The organism is Burkholderia cepacia GG4 (assembly GCF_000292915.1).
GTDB classification, from domain to species: domain Bacteria; phylum Pseudomonadota; class Gammaproteobacteria; order Burkholderiales; family Burkholderiaceae; genus Burkholderia; species Burkholderia cepacia_D.
Map to the genome: position 1 here is coordinate 1,337,923 of NC_018513.1, position 23,265 is coordinate 1,361,187.

Sequence of the window (23,265 nt, forward strand, 5' to 3'; positions counted from 1 at the left end):
CGTCGAGGTGGTGGTCTTGGTAGTATGTCGTCGTATGACATGGTACGCCTGAGATCTCCGCATGACGTCGCGGGTTTACCCGGAATATGCCTAAATACTGGGGAATATCATGAGGTCGTCATGATGTTCGATCACATCTGATGACGTATGACATGAGTTGAGCGTAGGCCATCCCCGAGCCGCCCACGGGGCACGCGACACCGCCCTGGCCACTGCCCGCTACGCCATCGACACGACGCTGTTCAGCAGCGTCTTCACGAGCACGGCCTGCCGTGTCGCGCCCGTCTTCGCGAAGATCCCGCGCAGGTGCGCGCGGGCGGTGTTCTTCGTGATGCCGGTTGCCGCGGCGGCTTCGTCGAGCGTCAGGCCGTCGACGAGCAGCAGCGCGATCTCGGTTTCCATCGGCGTCAGCCGGAACAGGCGATGCAGCATGTCGCGCGAGGTCTGCGGCGACGACGCCGGATCGCGGACGAACACCGCGACGGCCGGCCGGTGCTGGCGGTCCTCTGCGCCGTGAAAGGGTGCGAGCGGGCGCAGCAGCACGTTCAACGGCATCGCGCCGCCGGGGCGCGACAGCGTGGTGGCCTCGATGCGCCCGAGCGCACCCGCACGGAAATGCTCGAGCGCGGCCTGCAGCGCCTTCTGCAGCCGGCGTTCGTCGAGCGGGCACGACGCATGGAGCTGCCCCTGGCGCAGGCACAGGCCGTCCTGCTGCTCGAACAGCCGCTCGGCGATGCGGTTGTGCTTGATCACGCGGCCGTCCTCGTCGACGATCGCGGTGCCGACGTCGAGCCGGTCGACCGTGCCCGCGTACAGCGCGCGTTCGGCGTCGAGCACGTCAAGTGCCGCGTGCAGTTCGACCGCGCGCTGCAGGTGCGGCAGCAGCGTCGCGACCTGCGCGCGCTCGGCCGCGTCGAAATCGCGGCCCTGATGCGCGCGGCTCACGAAGAACGCGCACTCGACGCCGCGCTCGCCGCGCAGGTTCGCGCCGAGGATGTAGCGCAGGTCGAGCGGCTGCAGGTACTGCCGGTAGAAATCGTGCGCGCACCAGCGGGTGGCGCCGAACAGCCCGTCGGCGGTGAAGACCTGGCCGGGCGGCTGGTCGAGAAACGGGCACAGCGCGTAGAACTGCTCGCTGTACGACGGCTCGCCGGGCAGCAGCGGGCCGTGGCGCGATGCGTTGATGATGAGCCCGCGCCGCGTGCCGCCCGGGTTGCGCAGCACGAGCGTCGTGAAGCTCGCGTCGAGCCGCACGCGGATCGCTTCGAGAAAGCCCGCCCACGGCGTCGTTTCGGACGGGCCCTGATAGACGAGCTCGAGCCACGCGCTGAGTTCGCGGGCCGTCCATGCCGCGTCGTCGAAACCGTCGTGCACGGCCGTGTCGTCGGGCGCCAGCGCGATCCGCATGCTCGTGTTCTCCTGGGTCGGGGTGAATGCACCCGGCCCAGCATACCGGCCGGCCAGCGGCCCGCGTCATCCGAACGGAGTAGGCGACGCGGGCAGGCGGGCAACCATCGGGCCGCCCGCCTGCGGCGCTTACACCGCGCGCTCGCGCAGCAGGTACGCGACGATGCGCTCGGCTGCTTCCTCTGGCGACTCGGCCACCGTGTCGACGCGCAGTTCGGGCTGCGCGGGCGGCTCGTACGGCGAGTCGATGCCCGTGAAGTGCTTCAGCTCGCCGCGCCGGGCCTTCTTGTACAGGCCCTTCGGATCGCGTTCCTCGGCGACCGAGAGCGGTGTGTCGACGAACACTTCGACGAACTCGTCGGGACCGACGAGCGCGCGGGCCATTTCGCGTTCCGCGCGGAACGGCGAGATGAACGACACGAGCGTGATGAGCCCCGCGTCGAGCATCAGCCGTGCGACTTCGGCGACGCGCCGGATGTTCTCCACGCGATCGGCCTCCGTGAAGCCGAGATCGCGATTGAGCCCGTGCCGCACGTTGTCGCCGTCGAGCAGGTACGTGTGCTTGCCGAGCGCGTGCAGCCGCTTCTCGACGAGGTTCGCGATCGTCGACTTGCCGGCGCCCGACAGCCCCGTCAGCCACACGATGCGCGGCGTCTGGGCCTTCTGCAGTGCGCGCGCGCCGCGATCGACGTCGACGGCCTGCCAGTGCACGTTGTGCGCGCGGCGCAGCGCGAAGTGCAGCATCCCGGCGCCGACCGTGTCGTTGGTGAAGCGGTCGATCACGATGAAGCCGCCCGTATGACGGTTGCGGTCGTACGGATCGAACGCGACGGGCCGGTCGAAGCTCAGGTTGCACACGCCGATCTCGTTGAGTGCGAGCGTGCGCGCGGCGAGATGCTCGCGCGTGTTCACGTCGATCTTGTACTTCGGCGTCGCGCAGGTCGCGCCGACCGTCTGCGTGCCGAGCTTCACGAAATACGGGCGGCCGGGCAGCAGCGGCTCGTCGTGCATCCACACGAGTGTCGCCTCGAACTGGTCGGCAACTTCCGGCGGCGCATCCGCACGCGCGATCATGTCGCCGCGGCTGATGTCGATCTCGTCGGCGAGCGTGAGCGTCACGGCGTCGCCGGCGCGCGCGATGTCGCTGTCGCCGCTTTGCGTGATCACCGATGCGACGCGGCTCTCCTTTCCGGACGGCAGCACGCGCACGCGCTCGCCGACACGGATCTCGCCCGACGCGATACTGCCCGCATAACCGCGGAAATTCAGGTGCGGGCGGTTGACCCACTGCACGGGCAGCCGGAACGGCTCGTCGCGCGTCACGCGTGCGGCGAGCGGCAGGTGGTCGAGATGCTGCATCAGCGACGGGCCGGCGTACCACGGCATTCGCGCGCTTGGCGCGATCACGTTGTCGCCGCGCAACGCCGACATCGGGATGCTGACGATGTCCGCGAGCCCGAGTTCGGCCGCGAACGCGCGATAGTCGGCGTCGATGCGGTCGAACACGGCCTGGTCGTAGTCGACGAGATCCATCTTGTTGATCGCGAGCACGACGCGCTTGATGCCGATCAGCGCGACGAGATGGCTGTGGCGGCGCGTCTGCGTGAGCACACCCTTGCGTGCATCGATCAGGATCACCGCGAGATCGGCGGTCGACGCGCCGGTGATCATGTTGCGCGTGTACTGCTCGTGGCCGGGCGTATCGGCGACGATAAACTTGCGTCGTGCGGTCGCGAAGAAGCGATACGCGACGTCGATCGTGATCCCTTGCTCGCGTTCGGCCGACAGGCCGTCGACGAGCAGCGCGAAATCGAGTTCGCCGCCTTGCGTGCCGACCTTCTTCGAATCGGCTTCGAGCTGCGTGAGCTGGTCGTCGAACAGCATGTTCGATTCGTACAGCAGGCAGCCGATCAGCGTGCTCTTGCCGTCGTCGACGCTGCCGCACGTGATGAAACGCAGCAGGTCCTGGGTTTGCGTGGGCGCGTCGCCGGTCGCGGGCGCTTCGGGGGCGTGGCGCGCGAGCTCGTCGGGCGCAATGAATACGTGTGCCATCAGAAATATCCCTCCTGTTTCTTCTTTTCCATCGAACCGGCCGAATCGCTGTCGATCAGTCGTCCTTGACGCTCGGACGTGCGCGTCTCGCGCATTTCCTGCAGGATGTCGTCGAGCGAGCCCGCATCGCTGTCGATCGCGCCCGTCAGCGGATAGCAGCCGAGCGTGCGAAAGCGCACCTTGCGCATTTGCGGCTGCTCGCCGTCGCGCAGCGGCAATCTTTCATCGTCGACCATGATGAGTGCGCCGTCGCGTTCGACGACGGGCCGTTCCTTCGCGTAGTAGAGCGGCACGATCGGAATCTCGTGAAGCTGGATGTACTGCCAGATGTCGAGCTCGGTCCAGTTCGAGATCGGGAACACGCGCAGGCTTTCACCCTTGCGCTTGCGTGCGTTATACAGCGACCAGAGTTCGGGACGCTGGCGCTTCGGGTCCCAGCGGTGCTGTTCGGAGCGCAGCGACACGATGCGCTCCTTCGCGCGCGACTTCTCCTCGTCGCGGCGTGCGCCGCCGAACGCGGCGTCGAAGCCGTAGTGATCGAGCGCCTGCTTGAGCCCCTGCGTTTTCCACACGTCGGTGTGCACGGCCGAGCCGTGCGTGAACGGGTTGATGTCGTTCGCGACGCCCTCGGGGTTGATGTGCACGCGCAGATCGAGGCCGAGGCGCGCGGCCGTTTCGTCGCGAAACGCGATCATCTCGCGGAACTTCCACGTCGTATCGACGTGCAGCAGCGGAAAGGGCGGCTTCGCCGGGTAGAACGCCTTCATCGCGAGATGCAGCATGACCGAGCTGTCCTTGCCGATCGAATACAGCATCACCGGGTTTTCGCTTTCGGCCACCACCTCGCGCATGATGTGGATGCTCTCGGCCTCCAGCCGCTCCAAGTGGGTCAACATCGTTCGTCTCCTTGTTTCATGCCGGCGCCGCGCGACATGTGCGGCGTTTCGTGCATGACGCCAACGGTATCGAGCGAGCGGCATGCCGCTCTTCGTCCGGGTGGACTAAACCGGCATGCTGCGGCGGAGCGGATCTTTCCTTAGTCCACCCGGACGAAGTGGCGCGCGGCGGTGGCGCTTAAGGTGAGCGCTCGACCATCGGCGGAGACGACACATGACGGACGACACACGTGCCACACAATTGCTTTCGGGCCAGACCTGGGCCGATTTCTGCGACACCCTGAAACGCAGCGGACAGCAGATCCTGCGCGCCGAGGCGCCGGACGATCCGCTGACACGCGCGGAGGGTTTCCGCTACCTGAGCCGGCTGATGCGCATCGCGCTCGAAATGCACGTCGAGTTCGCGGACGGCGCGTGGCCCGGCTTTTTTTCGCCGTCGCACGAGACCGCGAAGATCGGCGCGGACAATCCCGACAACCTTTACCAGTACGCGCGCCTCGACGGCCGCTGCGAATATCGCGTGACGGGGCGGCGCGGCACGGTCGCGTACCTGAGCTTCGGCACGCAGAAGGGCGGCTACGAGACGGACGGCAAGATGCTGCAGACGGGCTTTCTAGATGCGAAGCAGCTCGAGATCGCGCCGGACGGCAGCTTCGAGATCGTGCTGAGCGAGACGCCGCGCGCGGGCAACTGGGTCCGCATGGAGTCCGGCACGAATGCATTGCTGGTGCGCCAGACGTTCCTCGACCGGCGCACGGAGACCCCGGCGCAACTGAAGATCGAGCGCATCGGCGCGCACGATCGCCCGGCGCCGCTCGATCCGCTCGTGCTGCAGGGCGGCCTCGCGCGCGCCGCGCAGTTCGTCGAGCAGACGTCGAAGCTGTTTGCCGACTGGGCCGCGAGCTACCGGTCGCACGTGAACGCGCTGCCGCCCGCGGACCAGGCACTGTGCCAGTCGGTCGGCGGCGATCCGAACATCTACTACTACCACTCGTGCTGGTCGCTGGCCGATGACGAGGCGCTCGTGATCGACGTCGACGCGGTGCCCGACTGCGATTTCTGGAACGTGCAGCTCAACAACTACTGGATGGAGTCGCTCGACTACCGGCACTTCGACATCTGCGTGAACAAGCACAGTGCGCGGCTGAACGCCGACGGCGGCGTGACGGTGGTAGTCGCCGGGGCGCGGCCGGGGGACGCAAACTGGCTCGATACCGCGGGGCATCGCACCGGCACGATCTGCTGGCGCTGGGTCGGCGCCGCGCAGCCGGTGCATCCGCGCACGCGGGTCGTCAAGCTCGCCGCGCTGAAGGAGGCCGCATGAACGCGCCGCTCGACCCGATCTGCGCACAGCTCGACGCCGACGGGCTGATTGCCGAAGCCGTGTCGCGCACGGGCGGGCTCGGCGCGTTCGGCGACGGGCCGTATCGCGAGGCGCTCGACGTGATGTGCGCGTCGCTGATCGATGAAGCGAAGCTGTCCGCGCGTGGCGCGGCGCTGATGCGCGAGAAGCTCGTCGGCCAGCTCGTGAACCGGCTCGTCGTCGAGGACTACTTCCGCCGTCATCCGGAGATCGCCGACCTCGAGATCGACGATCCGCTCGTGATCGTCGGGTTGCCGCGCACCGGCACGACGCTGCTGCAGCGGCTGCTCGCCGTCGACCCGCGTTTCCATTCGGCCGCGTGGTGGGAAACGCGCTATCCGGCGCCGCTCGCCGGCGAGACGCTCGACGTGCCGAGCGTGCGCATCGCGCGCGCGCAGGCCGAAGTCGCAACGATGATCGACTGCATTCCGCAGATCCTGACGATCCATCCGCTCGACGCGATGCTCGCCGACGAGGAGTTCATGCTGATGGAACACTCGTTCGTGTGCGCGATGGATTCGTACGCGAACGTGCCGGCCTATACGGCGTGGCTCGCGAAGCAGGACCTGACGCCGGTCTATACGTACCTGAAGCGGATGCTGCAGTTCCTGCAGTGGCAGAAGGCACGGCGCGGCATCGCGCCGGCCGAGCGCTGGCTGCTGAAGACACCGCAGCACCTGCACGCGCTCGACGTGCTGTGCCGCGTGTTCCCGCGCGCGCAGGTCGTGCTCACGCATCGCGACCCGGCGCAGACGATTCCGTCGATGGCGAGCATGGCGCACACGCTGTGGCAGATGTATGCGGACGACCCGGACCCGCTCGCCGTCGGCGCGCAGTGGAACGCGGGGATGGCGCGCGCGATCGGCTCGGCGATGACGGCGCGCGACGCAATGCCGGCCGAGCGGTTTCTCGACGTGCGTTTCGAGGACACCGTAGCGGATCCGCTCGGTGTCGCGGAAGCCGTGTACCGCTTCGCGGGGATGCCGCTCGATGCGCGGCAGCGCGCGTCGATGACGGACTGGATGGCGCGCAACGGCCGCGACAAGCGCGCCGCGCACGACTATTCGATCGCACGCTTCGGCTTCACCGATGCGCAACTCGCGCACGACTTCGCCGCGTATCGCGCGCGGCACCTGCAGGCGGCCGGCTGACGGCGCGCCCGCGAGACGAACGACAACCAGGAGACAACCCATGTTGCTGAAGGACAAGATCGTCGTGATTTCCGGAATCGGACCGGGGCTCGGTGTGAAGCTCGCCGTCGAGGCGGCGCGCGAGGGGGCGCGCGGCGTCGTTGTCGCGGCGCGCACGATGGAAAAGCTCGACGATGCGGAGGCCCGGATCCGCGAACTCGGCGTCACGTGCGACGTGCTGAAGGTGCGGACCGACATCGCCGAGCGCGCACAGTGCCGGCAGCTCGCGACGCAGGCGATCGAGCGTTTCGGCCGGATCGACGCGCTCGTGAACAGCGCGTTCGTGCACGGCACGTTTCCGGAGGCGGTCGAGGAAGCCGATCTCGACGGCTGGCGCGCGGTGTTCGACACCAACGTGTTCGGCACGATGACGCTCACGCAGGAAATTGTCCCGCACATGAAGCGGCAGAAGCACGGCGCGATCGTGATGATCAACACGCAGGCGACCCGCAAGCCGTTTGCAGGGGAGTCGGGCTACGCTGTATCGAAGGGCGCGCTCGCGGTTGCGGCAAAATACCTGGCACGCGAACTCGGCGTGCACGGCATTCGCGCGAACAGCATCCACATGGGCTGGATGTGGGGCGTGCCGACGCAGACGTATTTCCGGCAAGCCGCGGCCGAGTACGGGATGACGGAGGAGGAGATCGTCGCGCCGATCGCCGCGAACATCGCGCTCGCGAAGTTGCCGACCGACGACGACTGCGCGCGCGCGGCACTGTTCCTCGCGTCGGACTACGCGAACGCGGTGACCGGCGCGACGCTGGATGCGAACGGCGGCGATTTCATGCCCTGACGATGGAGCAACGGAACATGCGGGAACACCACCAGGGACGACATTTCTTCGCGTTCAACGGCGACGCGGACGGCCTGTGCGCGCTGCAGCAACTGCGGCTCGCGGAAGGTGCGTCGGGCACGCTCGTGACCGGCGTGAAGCGCGACATCAAGCTGCTCGAGCGGATCGCCGCGTGCGCCGGCGATCGCGTGACCGTGCTCGACGTGTCGCACGACCAGAACCGCGACGCGTGCGCGCGGCTGCTGCGCGATGGCGCGGCGGTCCGCTATTTCGACCATCACTTCGCGGGTGAACTGCCCGGCGCGGCGCATTTCGACGCGTATATCGACACGGCCGCGGACGTCTGCACGAGCGCGCTCGTGAACCGCTATCTCGGCGGCCTGCACGTGCGCTGGGCGATCGTCGCGGCATACGGCGACGAACTGCCGGCGCTCGGCGACGCGCTCGCGCGCGAACACGGAATCGACGACGCCGAACGCTGCACGCTCGCCGAGCTCGGGCTCTACCTGAACTACAACGCATACGGCGACTGCGTCGGCGATCTGCATTTCGATCCGGCGGTGCTTGCCGACGCGATGCTGCCGTGCGTCGATCCGCTCGACTTCGTACGCGGCACGCCGGTGTTCGGCGCGCTGCGCGACGGCTACCGCGACGACATGGCGCGGGCCTGCGCGCTCGCGCCGCTGCGCGACGTGCGCGGCGCGACGCTGATCAGGATGCCGGATCAGCCGTGGGCGCGACGCGTGACGGGGATGCTCGCGAACGAGCGGATGCGCAATGCGCCGGATGCGGCGCTCGCGGTGCTGTCGCCGCGCGCGCAGGGCGGGCTGGTAGTCAGCGTACGCGTGCCCGACGGCCGGCCGCTCGGCGCCGACGAGTTCTGCCGCGGTTTTCCGACCGGCGGCGGCCGCAAGCGCGCGGGTGGCATCAACCATCTGCCGGAAGCCGAGTTCGACGCGTTCGCCGAGCGTTTCGAGGCGGCATTCCGGCTCGACTGACGTGATGGCCTGCGACGCGCGCGCCGGGCAGCGCTGCCACGGCGCGCGCGTCGTGCCGGTTCAGCCGGTCGCGTCCGCGAGCACGGCCGGCACGTTGTGGCCGTAGCAGCGCTCCTCGACGCGCGCCGCGATGCGCCAGCCGTGCGCGGTGCGCACGAACCGGTCGACGTACCACAGCCCGAGAAACATCACCTGCGTGCCGCCGTCCGGCAGTGCGACTTCCATCGGATTGAAGCAGATCGTGCGGCCGCGCGCGGTGTCGCCGTCGAGCGTGATCGACAGGTTGCCGACCAGGTGCTGGTACTGCGGAAACTGCGGCAGCACGCTGCGCAACCACGCCTTCACATCCGGATAGGCGCCGGCGATCCCGCCCATCGCGCGATAGTCGATCACCGCGTCGCGCGTGAACACGGCATCGAGCGCATCGAAATCGCGCGCATCGATCGCGCTCGAATACGCGACGATCAGTTCGCGGATGTCGTGATGGTCGGAGAGGGTCTGCAGATCGGGCATCAGCCGCTCTCCGTCACGCGCTTTTGCGCCGGCGTGCCGCATGCAGCGCTTCGGCGCGCTGCTTCACGTCGCGGGCGCACTGGTCGAATCCCTGTTTCACCCAGCCGCCGTGCTCGCGCATGATCGTTTCCGCGTTGATGCCGAGAAACTGGTCGGTCGTGAAGTAGCGGCAGCGTTCGGCGCCGTCGGCTTCGACGTACTGGTCGCGGCGCGCAGCGTCCTTGTTGGCGTCGGTCGGCCGTTGCTCCCACGACAGCAGGCGTTCGGGCTCGCACGCGACCAGGATTTCGTTGACGGGAATCACGGTCTCCGTGCCCGGAATGCGCACCTGCATGTAGACGAAGTCGCCGATCCGGCCGGTCGTTTCGAGGCCGACGCAGAACGTGTTCCATTCGCCGTAGCGCGGGAAGTCGGTCAGCACTTCCCAGACGACGGAAGCCGGGGCGTCGATGGCGACGGTGATCGAGGTGACGAGGTTGGATGGTTTGGTCATGGCGGCGTATCGGGTGAGATTGAGGGTGAGGATGGCGCCGCGGGCACGCGCGGACGGGCGCGCCGCGGCAGCCGGAAAGACCCGCGCGGAGGCCGGCGGGCCGGGCGGATGCGTCGCGCGATGCGGGCGGCGCATGCCGCGCATCGCGGCGAACCCGACATCGAGCGTAGGCTCGGGTGGGCGGAGAAGAATCGTCGGAATGGACTAAGGCGTTTCACCGGGCCGGCGATCCGGCGGCGCCGTCGATGCGAGGCGCGCGAGCGGGCGCCGCGCGCGGGTCGAACATCGACATCGCGCGACCCACCCGCGACAATACGGGTCACTGTTCCGTTTCCTGCCCCGAGGTACCCGTGCCAGCCCAGTCGTCCGTTGCTCCTGCGATCGTGTGGTTCCGTGACGATCTGCGCGTGACCGACCAGCCCGCGCTGACGCGTGCGGTCGCGTCGGGCCGGCCGCTCGTGTGCGTGTTCGTCGACGATACCGGCGAAGGCGCCGGGCGCCCGCTCGGCGGGGCAGCGCGCTGGTGGCTGCATGGCTCGCTGGCCGCGCTCGACGCGGCGCTCGCGCGTCATGGCGGGCGCCTGCTGCTGCTGCGCGGCGATGCGCGGCGGGAAATCGAACGTGTCGCGCACGATACCGGCGCGGCGGCCGTGTACTGGAACCGGCGCTATGCGCAGCCGCAGCGCGACGCCGATGCGGCGTTGAAGGCGTCGCTGAAGGCGCGCGGCCTCGAGGTCGAGAGCAGCAACGGCAGCCTGCTGAACGAACCGTGGGAGGTGCTGACGGGCGCCGGCACGCCGTTCCAGGTGTTCACCGCGTACTGGCGCGCGGTGCGCCGCGATCGCACCGTCGACGCGCCGCTGCCGGAGCCCGCGCGGATCGCGTTTCATCCATGGCCGGCTGATGTGCGCGAACGCGCGCTGGCACTCGACGCGCTCGCGTTGCGCCCGCACGCGCCGGACTGGGCGGGCGGCCTGCGCGACGCATGGCCGACGCCCGACGAAGCCGGCGCGCACGCGCGGCTCGACGCGTTTTCTGTCGAGTCACTAGCCGGCTATGCGGATACGCGCGATCGCCCCGACCAGCCCGCAACGAGCCGGCTGTCGCCGTTCCTGCGCTTCGGCAACCTGTCGCCGCGCCAGGTGTGGCAGGCGGTGCAGGGCGCCGCGCAGGCGGACGGCGCGGCTTGTGCGGCCGGCGCCGAGAAATTCCTGAGCGAGCTCGGCTGGCGCGAATTCAGCTACACGCTGCTGTATCACTTCCCGGCGCTCGCGACCGACAGCTTTCGCGCGCAGTTCAACGCGATGCCGTGGCGCGACGATCCCGCCGCGCTGCGCGCATGGCAGCGCGGCCTGACCGGCTATCCGCTCGTCGACGCCGGGATGCGCGAACTGTGGACGACCGGCTGGATGCACAACCGCGTGCGGATGGTGGTCGCGTCGTTCCTCGTCAAGCATCTGCTGATCGACTGGCGGGCCGGCGAAGCGTGGTTCCACGACACGCTCGTCGACGCGGACCCGGCGAACAATCCGGCGAACTGGCAATGGGTGGCCGGCTGCGGCGCCGACGCCGCGCCGTATTTCCGCATCTTCAATCCGGTCATGCAGGGCCGGAAGTTCGACCCGCACGGCGCGTACGTGCGCCGCTGGGTGCCGGAGCTTGCCGGCCTCGACGCGGCGACGATCCATGCGCCGTGGGAAGCATCGCCGGTGGAGCTCGCGGCGGCCGGCGTGCGGCTCGACATCGATTATCCGGCGCCGCTCGTCGATCACGCCGGCGCGCGCGGTCGTGCGCTCGACGCGCTGGCCGCGTTGCCCAAGCGTCACTGAGTGCCGCTGGACGCCACTGAGCATCGCGGGACCATCCGTGCGCGCGGCACGGCTCGCCGCGTCAATTGCAGAACGCGGCATGCTCGAGCAGCGCGAGCGCGACGCCCGAATCGAAGTAGGTCGCGCCACACCACGCGACGAACGCGAGCACGCCGGCGGCCAGCGCGGCACGCATGACTACGCCCATGCGGCCTTGCCCGGCACCGGACGCGCGATGCGCGCGTCGTCGATCGGCAGGTGCAGCAGCGCCGCCAGCACGCCGAGCGCGATCGAGCCGATCCACAGCGGCAGGTACGAATGCGTCGCGTCGTACACGAGCGCGCCGAGCCACACGCCGAAGAAACTGCCGAGCTGGTGCCCGAAGAACACGAAGCCGAACAGCGTCGCGATGTAGCGCACGCCGAACACCTGCGAGATCACGCCGTTCGTCAGCGGCACCGTGCCGAGCCACGTGAAGCCCATCACGGCCGCGAACACGTAGACGCTCGCGGGCGACAACGGTGCCGCGACGAACGCGGCCATCGCCAGCGCGCGGACGAGGTACAGCACGGACAGCACGTACTTGCGCCGCAGCAGGCCGCCGAGATGGCCGCACGCGTAGGTGCCGGCGACGTTGGTCAGCGCGATCAGCGCGAGCGCGACGCTGGCATGACGCGCCGGCAGGCCGTGATCGAGCAGGTACGCGGGCAGGTGGGTCGCGATGAACGCGAGCTGGAACCCGCAGGCGAAGAATCCGGCGTTCAGCAGCCAGAAGCCGCGATGCGCGAATGCTTCGCGAACCGCCGCGCCGATCGACTGGTCGGGGCCGTCCGCACGGCTCGCGGCCTGCACGGGCCGGTCGCGTACCAGCGCGGCGAGCGGCGCGAGCAGGGCGGTGACGAGCGCCAGCGCGATGACCGCATGCTGCCAGCCGATGCCGCCGATCAGGACCTGCGCGACCGGCACCATGCAGAACTGGCCGAGCCCGCCGATCGCGCCGGCGACACCGAGCGCCCAACCCCGCTGGTCGGCCGGAAACAGGCGGCTCAGCGCGCCGTAGATCGACGCGAAGGCCGAGCCCGACAGCGCGATGCCGATCACGAGTCCCGCGCCGACCGTGAACACGCCGGTCGACGCCGCCAATGCCATCGTGACCAGCCCCGCCGCATACAGCAGCATGCCGGCCACGATCACGCGTACCGACCCGAAGCGGTCGGCGATCATCCCGGTGAACGGCTGCGCGATGCCCCAGATCAGGTTCTGCAGCGCGAGCGCGAGGCCGAATGCTTCGCGCGACCAGCCGTGCTCGAGCGTAACGGGCGCGAGGAACAGCCCCTGCACGTGGCGGATGCCGAGCGCGGCGCCCATGATCAGGCCGCCTGCGAGCACCGGCAACCAGCGGCGCCGGACGTCTTGTTCGATCGGGGTCATGCGGGTCTCCGGATGAATGCGTGCGGCGCGACGGCCGCGTTCGATCCGATTAGACGATCCGGCCCGGCGTCGCTCAAGCGATCATTCGGTCGGGTTCGCATGCCTGGAGGGAATGCGATGCGGGCCGGGTGGGCGGCGCCTTTGCCGCGCATGCAGCCAGCGTGTCGGGGGAGGCGTGGGAGGCGGGGCGTGGCTGAACCCGGGCGGCGGCCCATCGGTTGCCGGGGCGCGATCCAGTGCGCAACGCTGCCCAGGTACGGGCCCGGTGCGGAAAGCCGGTTCGGGCTTACGGCTGCGTCGCGTCGTATGCGTGCATTGCCGCGTCGCACTCGGCCGCTTCCGCGAGAATCCAGTCGCGCACGTCGGCGACTTCGCGCCGCGGTGCCGGATCGTGCCGGAACAGCCAGTAACCGTAGGCGTCCGACAACGCCTGCGAGTGCGGGCCGAGCACCGCCAGCCGGCCGTCCGCGAGCATCGGCGCGACGAGCGCGAGCCGTCCGAGCGCGACGCCCTGGCCGGCGATCGCGGCGTGGATCACCTGGTCGTACTGGTTGAAGCGCAGCACGCCCTTCGGGCGCGCGTCGCCAAGCCCGGCCGCGTGCAGGTGCGCACGCCACTGCAGTTGCGTTTGCGGCGGGCCGTCGAATTCGAGCAGCACGTGGTCCGCGATCGCGGCAGCGTCGGTGACGGGCCGGGAGGCCAGCGCCGGGTGCGCGACCGGCACCACGATCTCGTCGAACAGGCGCAGCGCGCCGGCCGGCGCGCGCTCGCGCGGGCAGTAGCGGATCCCGAGGTCGATGCCTTCCGCGCGCAAATCGAGTACCTTGTCGTTCGCGGCGACGCGCAAGTCGATGTCGGGCAGGCGCGCCTGCAGGCGCCCGAGTCGCGGCAGCAGCCACAGCGCGGTGACGCCGATGCTCGCGGTAATCGTGACGGGCTGGCGCTCGCGCGCGGCGGCCAGCGATGCGACGGTGTCCTGCAGGCTGAGCAGCGCCGCATCGGCGGCACGGAACAGCCGCTCGCCTTCCGGCGTGAACGCGATCCTGCGATAGCCGCGCTGCAGCAGCGCGACGCCGAGATGCGCCTCGAGCGCATGCACCTGGCGGCTGACCGCCGACTGCGTGACGCACAGGTCCTGCGCGGCGAGCGTGATGCTCATGCGGCGGCCGACGGCGACGAAGCCGCGCACGAGGTCCAGCGACGGGAGACGGACGAGCGGCGTTGACATGCGTAGGGCTCATGCGAACGGAGCAGCAAGATTGGTTGAGAACGCGGAGCGCGTCAAGTTCAATGGAGGCTGGCCGAGCGGGCGGGCGCCGTGTCATGCGGCGCCGCACAGGAGACAGGATGACGATTTCGAACGAAGCAGGCGGGGCCGCGCGTGATGCGCGAGCGCCGGATCACGCGGCCGGTCGCACGACCGGCACGCTGCCGCCCGAACCCGTGACGCTGATCGCGGCCGACGGTTATGCGCTGCGCGGCTACGTATGGCGGCATCGCGGCGGCGCCGCCGCACGGCCGGTGACGGTCGTCAATTGCGCGACGTCGGTGCGCTGCGACTATTACTTCCGTTTTGCGGCCTGGCTGTTCGCGCAGGGGCGCGACGTGCTCGTCTACGACTATCGCGGGATCGGCGGGTCGCGCCCCGCGCGGCTCGCGAAGCTGCGCGCGAACTGGCTCGACTGGGGGCGGCTCGATTGCGAGGCCGCGCTGCACTACGCGCGCGATGCGTTCCCCGGCCAGCCGCTCGACGTCGTCGCGCACAGCATCGGCGGCTGCGTGCTCGGGCTCGCGGCGTCGAACGCGTACGTGCGCCATGTGGTGACCGTTGGCGCGCAGTATGCGTACTGGCGCGACTATCGGCCGGAAGAGCGGCGGCGCATGTGGTGGAAGTGGCACGTCGCGATGCCGGCGCTCGCGGCGGTGTTCGGCTACGTGCCCGCGAAACGGCTCGGCTGGATGGAAGACACGCCGCGCGGCGTCGCGCTGTCGTGGGTGCGCTCGCAGCCGCGCTTCGAAGACACCTATACGCGCGGTCTGCTCGCCGAAACCGCCGCGAGCCGCGCCGCGTTGCCGGCCCGCTTCGCGCAGCTGTCGGCGCCGATGCTCGCGATCGGCCTCGACGACGACGGGTTCGGCACGGTCGACGCGATCGAACGGCTGGTCGGCTACTACACGGGCAGTGACGTCACGCACCTGCGGATCGCGCCGCGCGATATCGGCGTCGACGCGATCGGCCACTTCGCGTTCTTCCACAGCCGCTTCACCGACACGCTGTGGCCCGTCGCGCTTTACTGGCTGCAGCACGGCGCGCTGCCGGCCGATGCGCCTGGCAATGTCCAGGCGCGCCATCCGGCGCAGCGTGCGCGGCAGGCGGGAAGCGGCGTGCCGGGTGCCGTCGCGCACGGGTGACGGCACGCCGGCACGCAGCCGTGCCGTCGCGTCGATGACGCGGCCGCGCCGGCTGCCGCTGCAGGCGGTATCGGTCGCCAGGCATCGATCCGCGGCAGTCGCGATCGATTAACATCGGACGTTTCATTCGACTGGCTGCTGCGTGCCGATGTCCATTCCGCCCGATTCAGATTTCCTCGCCGACAGGCCCCGCGCGTGGCGCGTGGCGGCGCTCGACGTGCCGCCTGCCGCGTCGCGTGCCGGCGTGCGGGTTGCGCGCATCGACTTCGACTGGTGCGTGCCGCTCGCGTCGCCCGCCTATGCGGCCCTGAACGACGCCGAGCACGCGCGTGCCGGGCGCTATCTGCGGCACGAGGATGCGGTGCGCAGCGCCGCGACGCGCGCCGCGCTGCGCGACGTGCTCGGCGCGGCGCTCGGCATTGCGCCGAAGGAAGTCGCGATCGTCGTCGATGCATCGGGGCGTCCGTCGCTGGACCCTGCGCATCGCGCGTCGCTCGATTTCAACGTGTCGCACGCGGGCGATCACGCGCTCATCGCGTGGGCAGGTGCGGGGCGGGTGGGCGTCGACATCGAAAGCTGCAGCCGGTCGACCGACTGGCGCGCGCTGACGAGCGAGGTGTGCACGGCCGCCGAGGCCGCGTATCTCGACGGCCTGCTGCCCGCCGCGCGCGCCGCAGCGTTCATGCGTGTGTGGTCCGCGAAGGAGGCGTTGCTGAAGGCGCTCGGCACCGGCATCGTCGGCGGCCTGCGCGCATTTGCGGTCGTGCCGCCGCGCGATGCGGCGACACCGGCGGCGACGATCGTCGAGCCGGCCGCGCCCGCCGCCGGCGTGGCCGCGTTCGACGCGGGCTGGCTCGACGCGGCGCCCGGCTATGCGGCGTGCGTCGCGTGGACGCGCTGAACCGGCGTCGACCCGCGATGCTCACTCGAGCGGCGCGTCGTTCGGCGCCGCATAGCGCGCCCTGATCACGTCGCTCATCGGGAACTCGAACGCGAGCCCCTTCGGCGGCACCGGCTTCATGAACCACTTGTCGTACAGCGCGTCGATCTCGCCGCTCTTCATCAACTGCGCGAGCACGCCGTCGACGAGCGCCTTGAACTGCGGATCGTCCTTGCGCAGCATGAACCCATACGCCTCCGACGATTGCGGCGTGCCGACGATCGTCCAGTCGGCCGGCTTCGCCGCGAGCTGGCGCACGCCGGCGAGCAGCACGTCGTCCATCATGTAGGCGGCCGCGCGGCCCGATTCGAGCGTGAGGCGTCCTTCGCCGTAGTCCTTCGCGCTGATGATCTGCATGTTCATCTTCTTTTCCTCGTTCATCTTGCGCAGCAGGCGTTCGGACGTCGTGCCCTGGTTCGTCACGACCGTCTTGCCGGCGAGATCCGGGAAGTCGCGAATCCCCGAGCGCGTGCGCGTGAGCAGGCGCGTCGTCGCGACGAAGAAGGTGGTCGAGAACGCGACCTGCGCGTGACGCGCGGCGAGGTTGGTCGTCACACCGCATTCGAGATCGACGGTGCCGTTCTGCACCAGCGGGATGCGGTTCTGCGACGTGACCGGGATGAAGCGCACCTGCAGGTCGGGCTTGCCGGTGCGCGCCTTCACGGCGGCGATCACGCGTTCGCACAGGTCCTGCGAGAAGCCGATCACCTTGCCGTTCGCGTCGACATAGGAGAACGGCACCGACGTTTCGCGATGGCCGATCGAGACCAGGTTGGCCTGGCGAATCTTCTCGAGCGTGCCGGACAGCGGCTCCGCGGCGAGCGACGCGCCGCACGCGAGCGCGCACGCGGCGACGAGCAGGCTGCGGCCGAACAGGGCGGTCAAGCGGGGCGGGATGGTCATGACAGGTCTCCGTAGGCGGAAGGCAGGCAAAATGTTGATTCGTATGTTGCCAAAAACAAAATATTTGCAACATATGTTAATTAACGGGCTCGCCGGGCCGGTCCGGCGGGCCGCGCCGGGCATCAGGGAAACTCCCAAGTCGAAATCATGAAAAACGGGTTGTCTAGACAAGTTCCGATGGCTACACTGCAATCCATCCCGAACTTGTCTAGACAGGATTGCTCACATGATTACGTTGACCCCCGGCCACCTGACCCTCCCGCAACTGCGCAAGATCGCTCGCGAATCCGTGCAGCTCACGCTCGACCCGGCGAGCTTCGCGAAGATCGACGCCGGCGCGAAGGCCGTCGCCGACATCGCTGCAAAGGGCGAGCCGGCATACGGCATCAACACGGGCTTCGGCCGCCTGGCCAGCACGCACATCCCGCACGACCAGCTCGAGCTGCTGCAGAAGAACCTGGTGCTGTCGCACGCGGTCGGCGTCGGCGAGCCGATGGCGCGCTCGTCGGTGCGTCTGCTGATGGCGCTGAAGCTGTCGAGCCTCGGCCGCGGCCACTCGGGCATCCGCCGCGAGGTGATGGACGCGCTGATCAAGCTGTTCAACGCCGACGTGCTGCCGCTGATCCCGGTGAAGGGCTCGGTCGGCGCATCGGGCGACCTCGCGCCGCTCGCGCACATGTCGGCCGTGCTGCTCGGCGTCGGTGAAGTGTTCATCCGCGGCGAGCGTGCGAGCGCGCTCGACGGTCTGCGCGTCGCGGGCCTCGCGCCGCTGACGCTGCAGGCGAAGGAAGGCCTGGCGCTGCTGAACGGCACGCAGGCATCGACGGCACTGGCACTCGACAACATGTTCGCGATCGAAGACCTGTACCGCACCGCGCTCGTCGCGGGTGCGCTGTCGGTCGACGCGGCCGCCGGCTCGGTGAAGCCGTTCGACGCGCGCATCCACGAACTGCGCGGCCATCAAGGCCAGATCGACGCGGCAGCGTCGTACCGCGACCTGCTCGAAGGCTCGCCGATCAACCAGTCGCACCGCGACTGCGACAAGGTGCAGGATCCGTACAGCCTGCGCTGCCAGCCGCAGGTGATGGGCGCGTGTCTGGACCAGATGCGCCATGCGGCCGACGTGCTGCTGGTCGAAGCGAACGCCGTGTCGGACAACCCGCTGATCTTCCCGGATACCGGCGAAGTGCTGTCGGGCGGCAACTTCCACGCTGAACCCGTCGCGTTCGCGGCTGACAACCTCGCGCTCGCCGCGTCGGAAATCGGCGCGCTGGCCGAGCGCCGCATCGCGCTCCTGATCGACGCGACGCTGTCGGGCCTGCCCCCGTTCCTCGTGCGGGACGGCGGCGTGAACTCGGGCTTCATGATCGCCCACGTGACGGCCGCTGCGCTGGCATCGGAAAACAAGACGCTCGCGCACCCGGCATCGGTCGACTCGCTGCCGACCTCCGCGAACCAGGAAGACCACGTGTCGATGGCGACGTTCGCCGCGCGCAAGCTCGCCGACATCGCGGACAACACGAAGCACATCCTCGCGATCGAACTGCTGGCTGCCGCCCAGGGCGTCGACCTGCGCGCGCCGTACCACACGAGCCCGAAGCTGGCGCCCGTGATGGAAACGATCCGCGACAAGGTTGCGCACTACGAGCTCGACCACTATTTCGCACCGGACATCGCGGTGATCGCGAAGCTGGTCGGCGAGCGTGCGTTCGCGAAGGTCGCGCCGTTCGCGTTCGCATCGGAACAGTAAGCCCATGAGCGCGCCGGTCTACCAGGAGATCAAGGATTTCATCCTGGGCCGCATTCACGCCGGCGAGTGGGCGGAGGGCGACCAGGTGCCCTCCGAGAACGAACTGGCCCGCGAGTTCAAGGTCGCGCGCATGACCGTCAACCGCGCGTTGCGCGAGTTGACGGCCGAGCAGGTGCTGACGCGCATGAAGGGCGCCGGCACCTACGTCGCGCGGCCGAAGTACGAGTCGACGCTGGTTGCGATCCGCAGCATCTCGGAGGAGGTCGGCGCGCGTGGGCATGCGTATCACGCCAGCGTGCTCGGCCTCGAGACGATCCGCGCCGACGAGGCGCTCGCCGACGAGATGCAGATGGCCGTGCGCGCGCAGCTGTTTTATTCGCAGGTGTTGCACTTCGAGAACGACGAACCCGTCCAGCTCGAAGAACGGTGGGTGAATCCGGCGGTAGCGCCGGATTATGCCGAGCAGGACTTCACGAACACGACGCCGAACCTGTACCTGATGCGCGCGGCACCGCTGCAGCGCGTCGAGTACCGGATCGAAGCGGCGGCTCCGGCGCCCGAGCGGCGCGAGCAGTTGCGGATGGACGACGTCGAGCCGTGTCTGGTTTTACATCGGCGTACCTGGTCGCAGGGCGTCGTCGCCTCGGTGGCGAATCTGTGGCACCCCGGCAGCCGTTATCGCTTCACCGGGCATTTCTGATTCCTAATTGATATTCACTTTCCCTCGGGAGCAGTCGTCATGAACCATCCGAAACACATCGATCCCCGTCTCGATCCGACGCGCACGATCCGCGCACCGCGCGGCAGCGAGAAGGTCTGCAAGACCTGGCTGGCCGAAGCGGCCTACCGGATGCTCCAGAACAACCTGGATCCGGAAGTCGCCGAGCACCCGCACGCACTCGTCGTGTACGGCGGCATCGGCCGTGCGGCGCGCAACTGGGAATGCTACGACCAGATCCTCGCGTCGCTGAAGGATCTCGAAGAGAACGAAACGCTGCTGATCCAGTCGGGCAAGCCGGTCGGTGTGTTCCGCACGCACAAGGATGCGCCGCGCGTGCTGCTCGCGAACTCGAACCTCGTGCCGCACTGGGCGACCTGGGATCACTTCCACGAACTCGACCGCAAGGGCCTGATGATGTACGGCCAGATGACGGCCGGCAGCTGGATCTACATCGGCAGCCAGGGCATCGTGCAGGGCACGTACGAGACGTTCTTCTCGGTCGCGAACCAGCACTTCAACGGCGATCCGTCGGGCCGCTGGATCCTGACGGGTGGTCTGGGCGGCATGGGCGGCGCGCAGCCGCTGGCAGCGACGATGGCCGGCTTCTCGATGATCGCGGTCGAATGCGACGAGACGCGCATCGACTTCCGCCTGAAGACGCGTTACGTCGACAAGAAGGCGACGACGCTCGACGAAGCGCTCGGCATGATCGAGGAAGCGAAGCGCGACGGCAAGCCGGTGTCGATCGGCCTGCTCGGCAACGCGGCCGATGTGTTCCCGGAACTCGTCAAGCGCGGCATCACGCCGGATTGCGTGACCGACCAGACGAGCGCGCACGACCCGATCAACGGCTACCTGCCGCAAGGCTGGACCGTCGCGCAATGGCGCGAAGCGCAGAAGGTCGATCCGCAGAGCATCGTGAAGGTCGCGAAGCAGTCGATGGCCGTCCAGGTGCAGGCGATGCTGGATCTGCAGGAACGCGGCGCGGCGACGCTCGACTACGGCAACAACATCCGCCAGATGGCGCTGGAAATGGGCGTCGAGAACGCGTTCGACTTCCCGGGCTTCGTGCCGGCCTATATCCGCCCGCTGTTCTGCGAAGGCAAGGGCCCGTTCCGCTGGGTCGCGCTGTCGGGCGATCCGGAAGACATCTACAAGACCGACCAGAAGGTGAAGGAGCTGATCCCCGACGATCCGCACCTGCACAACTGGCTCGACATGGCACGTGAGCGCATCGCGTTCCAGGGCCTGCCGGCGCGGATCTGCTGGGTCGGCGTGAAGGATCGCTATCGCCTCGGCCAGGCGTTCAACGAGATGGTGAAGAACGGCGAACTGAAGGCGCCGATCGTGATCGGCCGCGACCACCTCGACACCGGTTCGGTCGCAAGCCCGAACCGCGAGACGGAATCGATGAAGGACGGTTCGGACGCCGTGAGCGACTGGCCGCTGCTGAACGCACTGCTGAACACCGCAGGCGGCGCATCGTGGGTGTCGCTGCACCATGGCGGCGGCGTCGGGATGGGCTTCTCGCAGCACTCGGGCGTCGTGATCGTCGCCGACGGTACCGCCGAAGCGCACGAGCGTCTCGGTCGCGTGCTGCTGAACGATCCGGCAACGGGCGTGATGCGCCATGCGGATGCCGGCTACGAACTCGCGCAGCAGACGGCCCGCGAAGCCGGCCTGAAGCTGCCGATGCTCGGCCGCTGAGCATGACGGCGCTCGACCAGGCGCCGGTGCACGCAACGATGATCCGCGCGGCGGATCTCGTTGTGTCGCCGTGGAAGAACGGCGGCGGCGTGACGCGCGAAATCGCGGCGTTCTCCCCCAAGGGGACTTCCTTCGGGGCGCTGCCTGGCGCCGCGCTCGACGCGTTCGTATGGCGCGTGAGCGTCGCGGACGTGGGCGCGGCCGGGCCGTTCTCGCGTTTCGACGGCATCGACCGCACGCTCGTGCTGCTGTCCGGCGCGGGCATGACGCTCGCGGAAGCGGGCGGCGCGCGTCATGTGCTCGACACGCCGCTCGCCCGCGCGGATTTCGCCGGCGAAACGGCGATCGATGCGACGCTGCACGACGGCGCGACGCGCGACTTCAACCTGATGACGCGCCGTTCGGCCGCGCGCGGGACGGTCGACGTGTGGCCCGAAGGCACGCACCGCGTCGAGCGTGCCGATACCGTGCTGCTGTTCTGCGCGACCGGTGCGGTCGGCGTCGAGATCGACGGCGCGCACTACGCGCTGCAGGAAATGGACACGCTGCGGCTCGATGGGCCGCAGCGTGCGTTTGACGTCGTCGTGAGCGGGGGCGGCGCGCTGCTTGCCGTGTCGCTTGCCGTCGGCGAACGAGACTGAACGCATGAAACCGACTGTCTGGCATCACCTGAGGCTGTGTCCGCACGGCCACCCCGACGAAACGATCGACGACGCGGCGATCGTCGTCGACGAAACCGGCACGATCGTATGGCTCGGCGCGTTGTCCGCGCTGCCGCACGGTTATGCGCACTGGCAGCGCGAAGACCTGCACGGCGCGTGGGTGACGCCGGGCCTCGTCGACTGCCATACCCACCTCGTGTACGGCGGCACGCGCGCCGACGAGTTCGCGCAGCGCCTCGCGGGCGTCAGCTACGAGGAGATCGCGCGGCAGGGCGGCGGGATCGTGTCGACGGTGCGCGCGACGCGCGCGGCCGACGAGACGACGCTGTTCGTGCAGGCCGCCGCACGCCTGCAGCCGTTGCTCGCCGAAGGCGTGACCGCGATCGAGATCAAGTCGGGCTACGGGCTCGACCTCGCGAGCGAGCGCAAGATGCTGCGCGTCGCGCGCCAGCTCGGCGAGCGCTTTCCGGTCACGGTCTACACCACGTTCCTCGGCGCGCATGCGCTGCCGCCGGAATACGCGGGCCGTGCGGACGAATACATCGACGAAGTGTGCGACCGGATGCTGCCGGCGCTGGCCGACGAGGGCCTCGTCGACGCGGTCGACGTGTTCTGCGAACGCATCGGCTTTTCGCTCGCGCAGACCGAGCGCGTGTTCGAGGCCGCGACGCGGCGCGGGCTGCCGGTGAAGCTGCACGCGGAGCAGCTGTCGAACGCGGGCGGCACCGCGCTTGCCGCGCGTTATCGCGCGCTATCCGCCGATCACCTCGAATTTCTCGACGAAGCCGGCATCGAGGCGATGAAGGCGGCCGGCACGGTCGCCGTGTTGTTGCCAGGCGCGTACTACTTCATCCGCGAAACCCAATTGCCGCCGATCGAGCTGCTGCGCAAGCACGGCGTGCCGATCGCGCTCGCGACCGATCACAACCCCGGCACGTCGCCGCTCGAATCGCTGCTGCTGACGCTGAACATGGGTTGCACGCTGTTCCGCATGACGGTGCCCGAAGTGCTGCAGGGCGTGACGCGCCATGCGGCGGCGGCGCTCGGCCGCGCGGATCGTCACGGCGCGCTCGAGATCGGCCGCCAGGCCGATTTCGCGGTCTGGTCGGTCGGCTCGCTGGCGGAGCTCGCTTACTGGATCGGCCGGCCGCTGTGCGAGCAGGTCGTGCGCGGCGGCGCGACGGTGTTTCGCCGGATGAACGGCTAGCCTTGCCTGAGACGAGACT

Annotated in this window: 21 protein-coding genes; 12 read left to right on the forward strand and 9 right to left on the reverse strand. The window is 69.0% G+C overall.

The window, feature by feature from the left end; translation table 11 throughout:
• Positions 1 to 219 precede the first annotated feature (219 nt).
• The 3 genes from GEM_RS06120 to cysD form a co-directional block, all read right to left on the reverse strand.
• On the reverse strand, positions 220 to 1,407 hold the full coding sequence (locus GEM_RS06120; protein WP_014896563.1) for a helix-turn-helix transcriptional regulator: 1,188 nt from the start codon (positions 1,405 to 1,407) through the stop codon (positions 220 to 222).
• 129 nt (positions 1,408 to 1,536) lie between these two features.
• Positions 1,537 to 3,459 (reverse strand): sulfate adenylyltransferase subunit CysN, encoded by a 1,923-nt coding sequence (gene cysN, locus GEM_RS06125; protein ID WP_014896564.1) that lies wholly within the window; start codon positions 3,457 to 3,459, stop codon positions 1,537 to 1,539.
• On the reverse strand, positions 3,459 to 4,439 hold the full coding sequence (gene cysD, locus GEM_RS06130) for a sulfate adenylyltransferase subunit CysD (protein WP_272148367.1): 981 nt from the start codon (positions 4,437 to 4,439) through the stop codon (positions 3,459 to 3,461). The genes cysN and cysD overlap by 1 nt, the downstream gene beginning before the upstream one ends.
• Positions 4,440 to 4,569: 130 nt before the next feature.
• On the opposite strand from cysD, the gene GEM_RS06135 reads away from it, so the two are divergent.
• The 4 genes from GEM_RS06135 to GEM_RS06150 are packed head-to-tail and all read left to right on the forward strand — an operon-like array spanning position 4,570 to position 8,699.
• Entirely contained in the window at positions 4,570 to 5,679 is a 1,110-nt protein-coding gene (locus tag GEM_RS06135; protein ID WP_014896566.1) for a DUF1214 domain-containing protein, read from the forward strand.
• A complete protein-coding gene (locus tag GEM_RS06140; protein ID WP_014896567.1) occupies positions 5,676 to 6,869 on the forward strand; it encodes a sulfotransferase family protein in 1,194 nt (397 codons plus the stop codon). The genes GEM_RS06135 and GEM_RS06140 overlap by 4 nt, the downstream gene beginning before the upstream one ends.
• Positions 6,870 to 6,909: 40 nt before the next feature.
• Positions 6,910 to 7,701: an SDR family oxidoreductase gene (locus GEM_RS06145; protein WP_014896568.1), complete on the forward strand. Its 792-nt coding sequence runs from the start codon at positions 6,910 to 6,912 to the stop codon at positions 7,699 to 7,701.
• Between the two features lie 17 nt (positions 7,702 to 7,718).
• The gene (locus GEM_RS06150; protein ID WP_014896569.1) at positions 7,719 to 8,699 is read left to right on the forward strand and encodes a hypothetical protein; all 981 of its coding nucleotides are present in this window, start codon (positions 7,719 to 7,721) and stop codon (positions 8,697 to 8,699) included.
• A gap of 60 nt (positions 8,700 to 8,759) precedes the next feature.
• Here GEM_RS06150 and GEM_RS06155 read toward each other — a convergent pair whose 3' ends face one another.
• Both GEM_RS06155 and GEM_RS06160 read right to left on the reverse strand, forming a co-directional pair.
• Positions 8,760 to 9,212 (reverse strand): nuclear transport factor 2 family protein, encoded by a 453-nt coding sequence (locus GEM_RS06155; protein WP_014896570.1) that lies wholly within the window; start codon positions 9,210 to 9,212, stop codon positions 8,760 to 8,762.
• A 13-nt stretch (positions 9,213 to 9,225) separates the two neighbouring features.
• Complete coding sequence (locus GEM_RS06160) at positions 9,226 to 9,705, reverse strand: SRPBCC domain-containing protein (protein ID WP_041490622.1); 480 nt, start codon at positions 9,703 to 9,705, stop codon at positions 9,226 to 9,228.
• A gap of 350 nt (positions 9,706 to 10,055) precedes the next feature.
• Between GEM_RS06160 and GEM_RS06165 the strand changes: the two genes are divergently transcribed.
• Positions 10,056 to 11,534 carry a cryptochrome/photolyase family protein gene (locus tag GEM_RS06165; RefSeq protein ID WP_014896572.1) on the forward strand — a complete coding sequence of 493 codons (1,479 nt, stop codon included), beginning with the start codon at positions 10,056 to 10,058 and terminating at the stop codon, positions 11,532 to 11,534.
• Positions 11,535 to 11,595: 61 nt separating this feature from the next.
• Here the strand turns inward: GEM_RS06165 and GEM_RS32145 are convergent, their stop codons facing one another.
• The 3 genes from GEM_RS32145 to GEM_RS06180 form a co-directional block, all read right to left on the reverse strand.
• Positions 11,596 to 11,721, reverse strand: coding sequence for a hypothetical protein (locus GEM_RS32145; protein ID WP_014896573.1), 126 nt, complete (start codon positions 11,719 to 11,721; stop codon positions 11,596 to 11,598).
• Positions 11,712 to 12,944, reverse strand: coding sequence for an MFS transporter (locus GEM_RS06175; protein WP_014896574.1), 1,233 nt, complete (start codon positions 12,942 to 12,944; stop codon positions 11,712 to 11,714). Before GEM_RS06175 ends, GEM_RS32145 begins: the two co-directional genes overlap by 10 nt.
• Positions 12,945 to 13,230: 286 nt before the next feature.
• Positions 13,231 to 14,172, reverse strand: coding sequence for a LysR substrate-binding domain-containing protein (locus tag GEM_RS06180; protein WP_014896575.1), 942 nt, complete (start codon positions 14,170 to 14,172; stop codon positions 13,231 to 13,233).
• A gap of 119 nt (positions 14,173 to 14,291) precedes the next feature.
• On the opposite strand from GEM_RS06180, the gene GEM_RS06185 reads away from it, so the two are divergent.
• Complete coding sequence (locus GEM_RS06185) at positions 14,292 to 15,356, forward strand: alpha/beta fold hydrolase (protein ID WP_014896576.1); 1,065 nt, start codon at positions 14,292 to 14,294, stop codon at positions 15,354 to 15,356.
• A gap of 148 nt (positions 15,357 to 15,504) precedes the next feature.
• A complete protein-coding gene (locus tag GEM_RS06190; protein ID WP_014896577.1) occupies positions 15,505 to 16,257 on the forward strand; it encodes a 4'-phosphopantetheinyl transferase family protein in 753 nt (250 codons plus the stop codon).
• Between the two features lie 21 nt (positions 16,258 to 16,278).
• On the opposite strand, the gene GEM_RS06195 is transcribed toward GEM_RS06190, so the two are convergent.
• Positions 16,279 to 17,199 (reverse strand): glutamate/aspartate ABC transporter substrate-binding protein, encoded by a 921-nt coding sequence (locus GEM_RS06195; RefSeq protein WP_014896578.1) that lies wholly within the window; start codon positions 17,197 to 17,199, stop codon positions 16,279 to 16,281.
• Between the two features lie 226 nt (positions 17,200 to 17,425).
• Here GEM_RS06195 and hutH point away from each other — a divergent pair, with 226 nt between their 5' ends.
• Genes hutH through hutI form a run of 5 tightly spaced genes read left to right on the forward strand, consistent with a single transcriptional unit; the run spans position 17,426 to position 23,246 of the window.
• Positions 17,426 to 18,949 carry a histidine ammonia-lyase gene (hutH, locus tag GEM_RS06200; protein ID WP_014896579.1) on the forward strand — a complete coding sequence of 508 codons (1,524 nt, stop codon included), beginning with the start codon at positions 17,426 to 17,428 and terminating at the stop codon, positions 18,947 to 18,949.
• 4 nt (positions 18,950 to 18,953) lie between these two features.
• Complete coding sequence (hutC, locus tag GEM_RS06205) at positions 18,954 to 19,649, forward strand: histidine utilization repressor (protein WP_014896580.1); 696 nt, start codon at positions 18,954 to 18,956, stop codon at positions 19,647 to 19,649.
• Between the two features lie 39 nt (positions 19,650 to 19,688).
• Entirely contained in the window at positions 19,689 to 21,377 is a 1,689-nt protein-coding gene (gene hutU, locus GEM_RS06210) for a urocanate hydratase (RefSeq protein ID WP_014896581.1), read from the forward strand.
• A 2-nt stretch (positions 21,378 to 21,379) separates the two neighbouring features.
• Positions 21,380 to 22,018 (forward strand): HutD family protein, encoded by a 639-nt coding sequence (locus GEM_RS06215; protein ID WP_014896582.1) that lies wholly within the window; start codon positions 21,380 to 21,382, stop codon positions 22,016 to 22,018.
• A gap of 4 nt (positions 22,019 to 22,022) precedes the next feature.
• On the forward strand, positions 22,023 to 23,246 hold the full coding sequence (gene hutI / locus GEM_RS06220) for an imidazolonepropionase (RefSeq protein ID WP_014896583.1): 1,224 nt from the start codon (positions 22,023 to 22,025) through the stop codon (positions 23,244 to 23,246).
• Positions 23,247 to 23,265 lie beyond the last annotated feature (19 nt).

What these genes read in the sequence shown, in the direction of transcription:
- GEM_RS06120 (WP_014896563.1), bottom strand. Translation starts at nt 1,407, where the DNA reads ATGCGGATCGCGCTGGCGCCCGACGACACGGCCGTGCACGACGGTTTC.
- cysN (WP_014896564.1), bottom strand. Translation starts at nt 3,459, where the DNA reads ATGGCACACGTATTCATTGCGCCCGACGAGCTCGCGCGCCACGCCCCC.
- cysD (WP_272148367.1), bottom strand. Translation starts at nt 4,439, where the DNA reads ATGCCGCTCGCTCGATACCGTTGGCGTCATGCACGAAACGCCGCACAT.
- GEM_RS06135 (WP_014896566.1), top strand. Translation starts at nt 4,570, where the DNA reads ATGACGGACGACACACGTGCCACACAATTGCTTTCGGGCCAGACCTGG.
- GEM_RS06140 (WP_014896567.1), top strand. Translation starts at nt 5,676, where the DNA reads ATGAACGCGCCGCTCGACCCGATCTGCGCACAGCTCGACGCCGACGGG.
- GEM_RS06145 (WP_014896568.1), top strand. Translation starts at nt 6,910, where the DNA reads ATGTTGCTGAAGGACAAGATCGTCGTGATTTCCGGAATCGGACCGGGG.
- GEM_RS06150 (WP_014896569.1), top strand. Translation starts at nt 7,719, where the DNA reads ATGCGGGAACACCACCAGGGACGACATTTCTTCGCGTTCAACGGCGAC.
- GEM_RS06155 (WP_014896570.1), bottom strand. Translation starts at nt 9,212, where the DNA reads ATGCCCGATCTGCAGACCCTCTCCGACCATCACGACATCCGCGAACTG.
- GEM_RS06160 (WP_041490622.1), bottom strand. Translation starts at nt 9,705, where the DNA reads ATGACCAAACCATCCAACCTCGTCACCTCGATCACCGTCGCCATCGAC.
- GEM_RS32145 (WP_014896573.1), bottom strand. Translation starts at nt 11,721, where the DNA reads ATGGGCGTAGTCATGCGTGCCGCGCTGGCCGCCGGCGTGCTCGCGTTC.
- GEM_RS06175 (WP_014896574.1), bottom strand. Translation starts at nt 12,944, where the DNA reads ATGACCCCGATCGAACAAGACGTCCGGCGCCGCTGGTTGCCGGTGCTC.
- GEM_RS06180 (WP_014896575.1), bottom strand. Translation starts at nt 14,172, where the DNA reads ATGTCAACGCCGCTCGTCCGTCTCCCGTCGCTGGACCTCGTGCGCGGC.
- GEM_RS06185 (WP_014896576.1), top strand. Translation starts at nt 14,292, where the DNA reads ATGACGATTTCGAACGAAGCAGGCGGGGCCGCGCGTGATGCGCGAGCG.
- GEM_RS06190 (WP_014896577.1), top strand. Translation starts at nt 15,505, where the DNA reads ATGTCCATTCCGCCCGATTCAGATTTCCTCGCCGACAGGCCCCGCGCG.
- GEM_RS06195 (WP_014896578.1), bottom strand. Translation starts at nt 17,199, where the DNA reads ATGACCATCCCGCCCCGCTTGACCGCCCTGTTCGGCCGCAGCCTGCTC.
- hutH (WP_014896579.1), top strand. Translation starts at nt 17,426, where the DNA reads ATGATTACGTTGACCCCCGGCCACCTGACCCTCCCGCAACTGCGCAAG.
- hutC (WP_014896580.1), top strand. Translation starts at nt 18,954, where the DNA reads ATGAGCGCGCCGGTCTACCAGGAGATCAAGGATTTCATCCTGGGCCGC.
- hutU (WP_014896581.1), top strand. Translation starts at nt 19,689, where the DNA reads ATGAACCATCCGAAACACATCGATCCCCGTCTCGATCCGACGCGCACG.
- GEM_RS06215 (WP_014896582.1), top strand. Translation starts at nt 21,380, where the DNA reads ATGACGGCGCTCGACCAGGCGCCGGTGCACGCAACGATGATCCGCGCG.
- hutI (WP_014896583.1), top strand. Translation starts at nt 22,023, where the DNA reads ATGAAACCGACTGTCTGGCATCACCTGAGGCTGTGTCCGCACGGCCAC.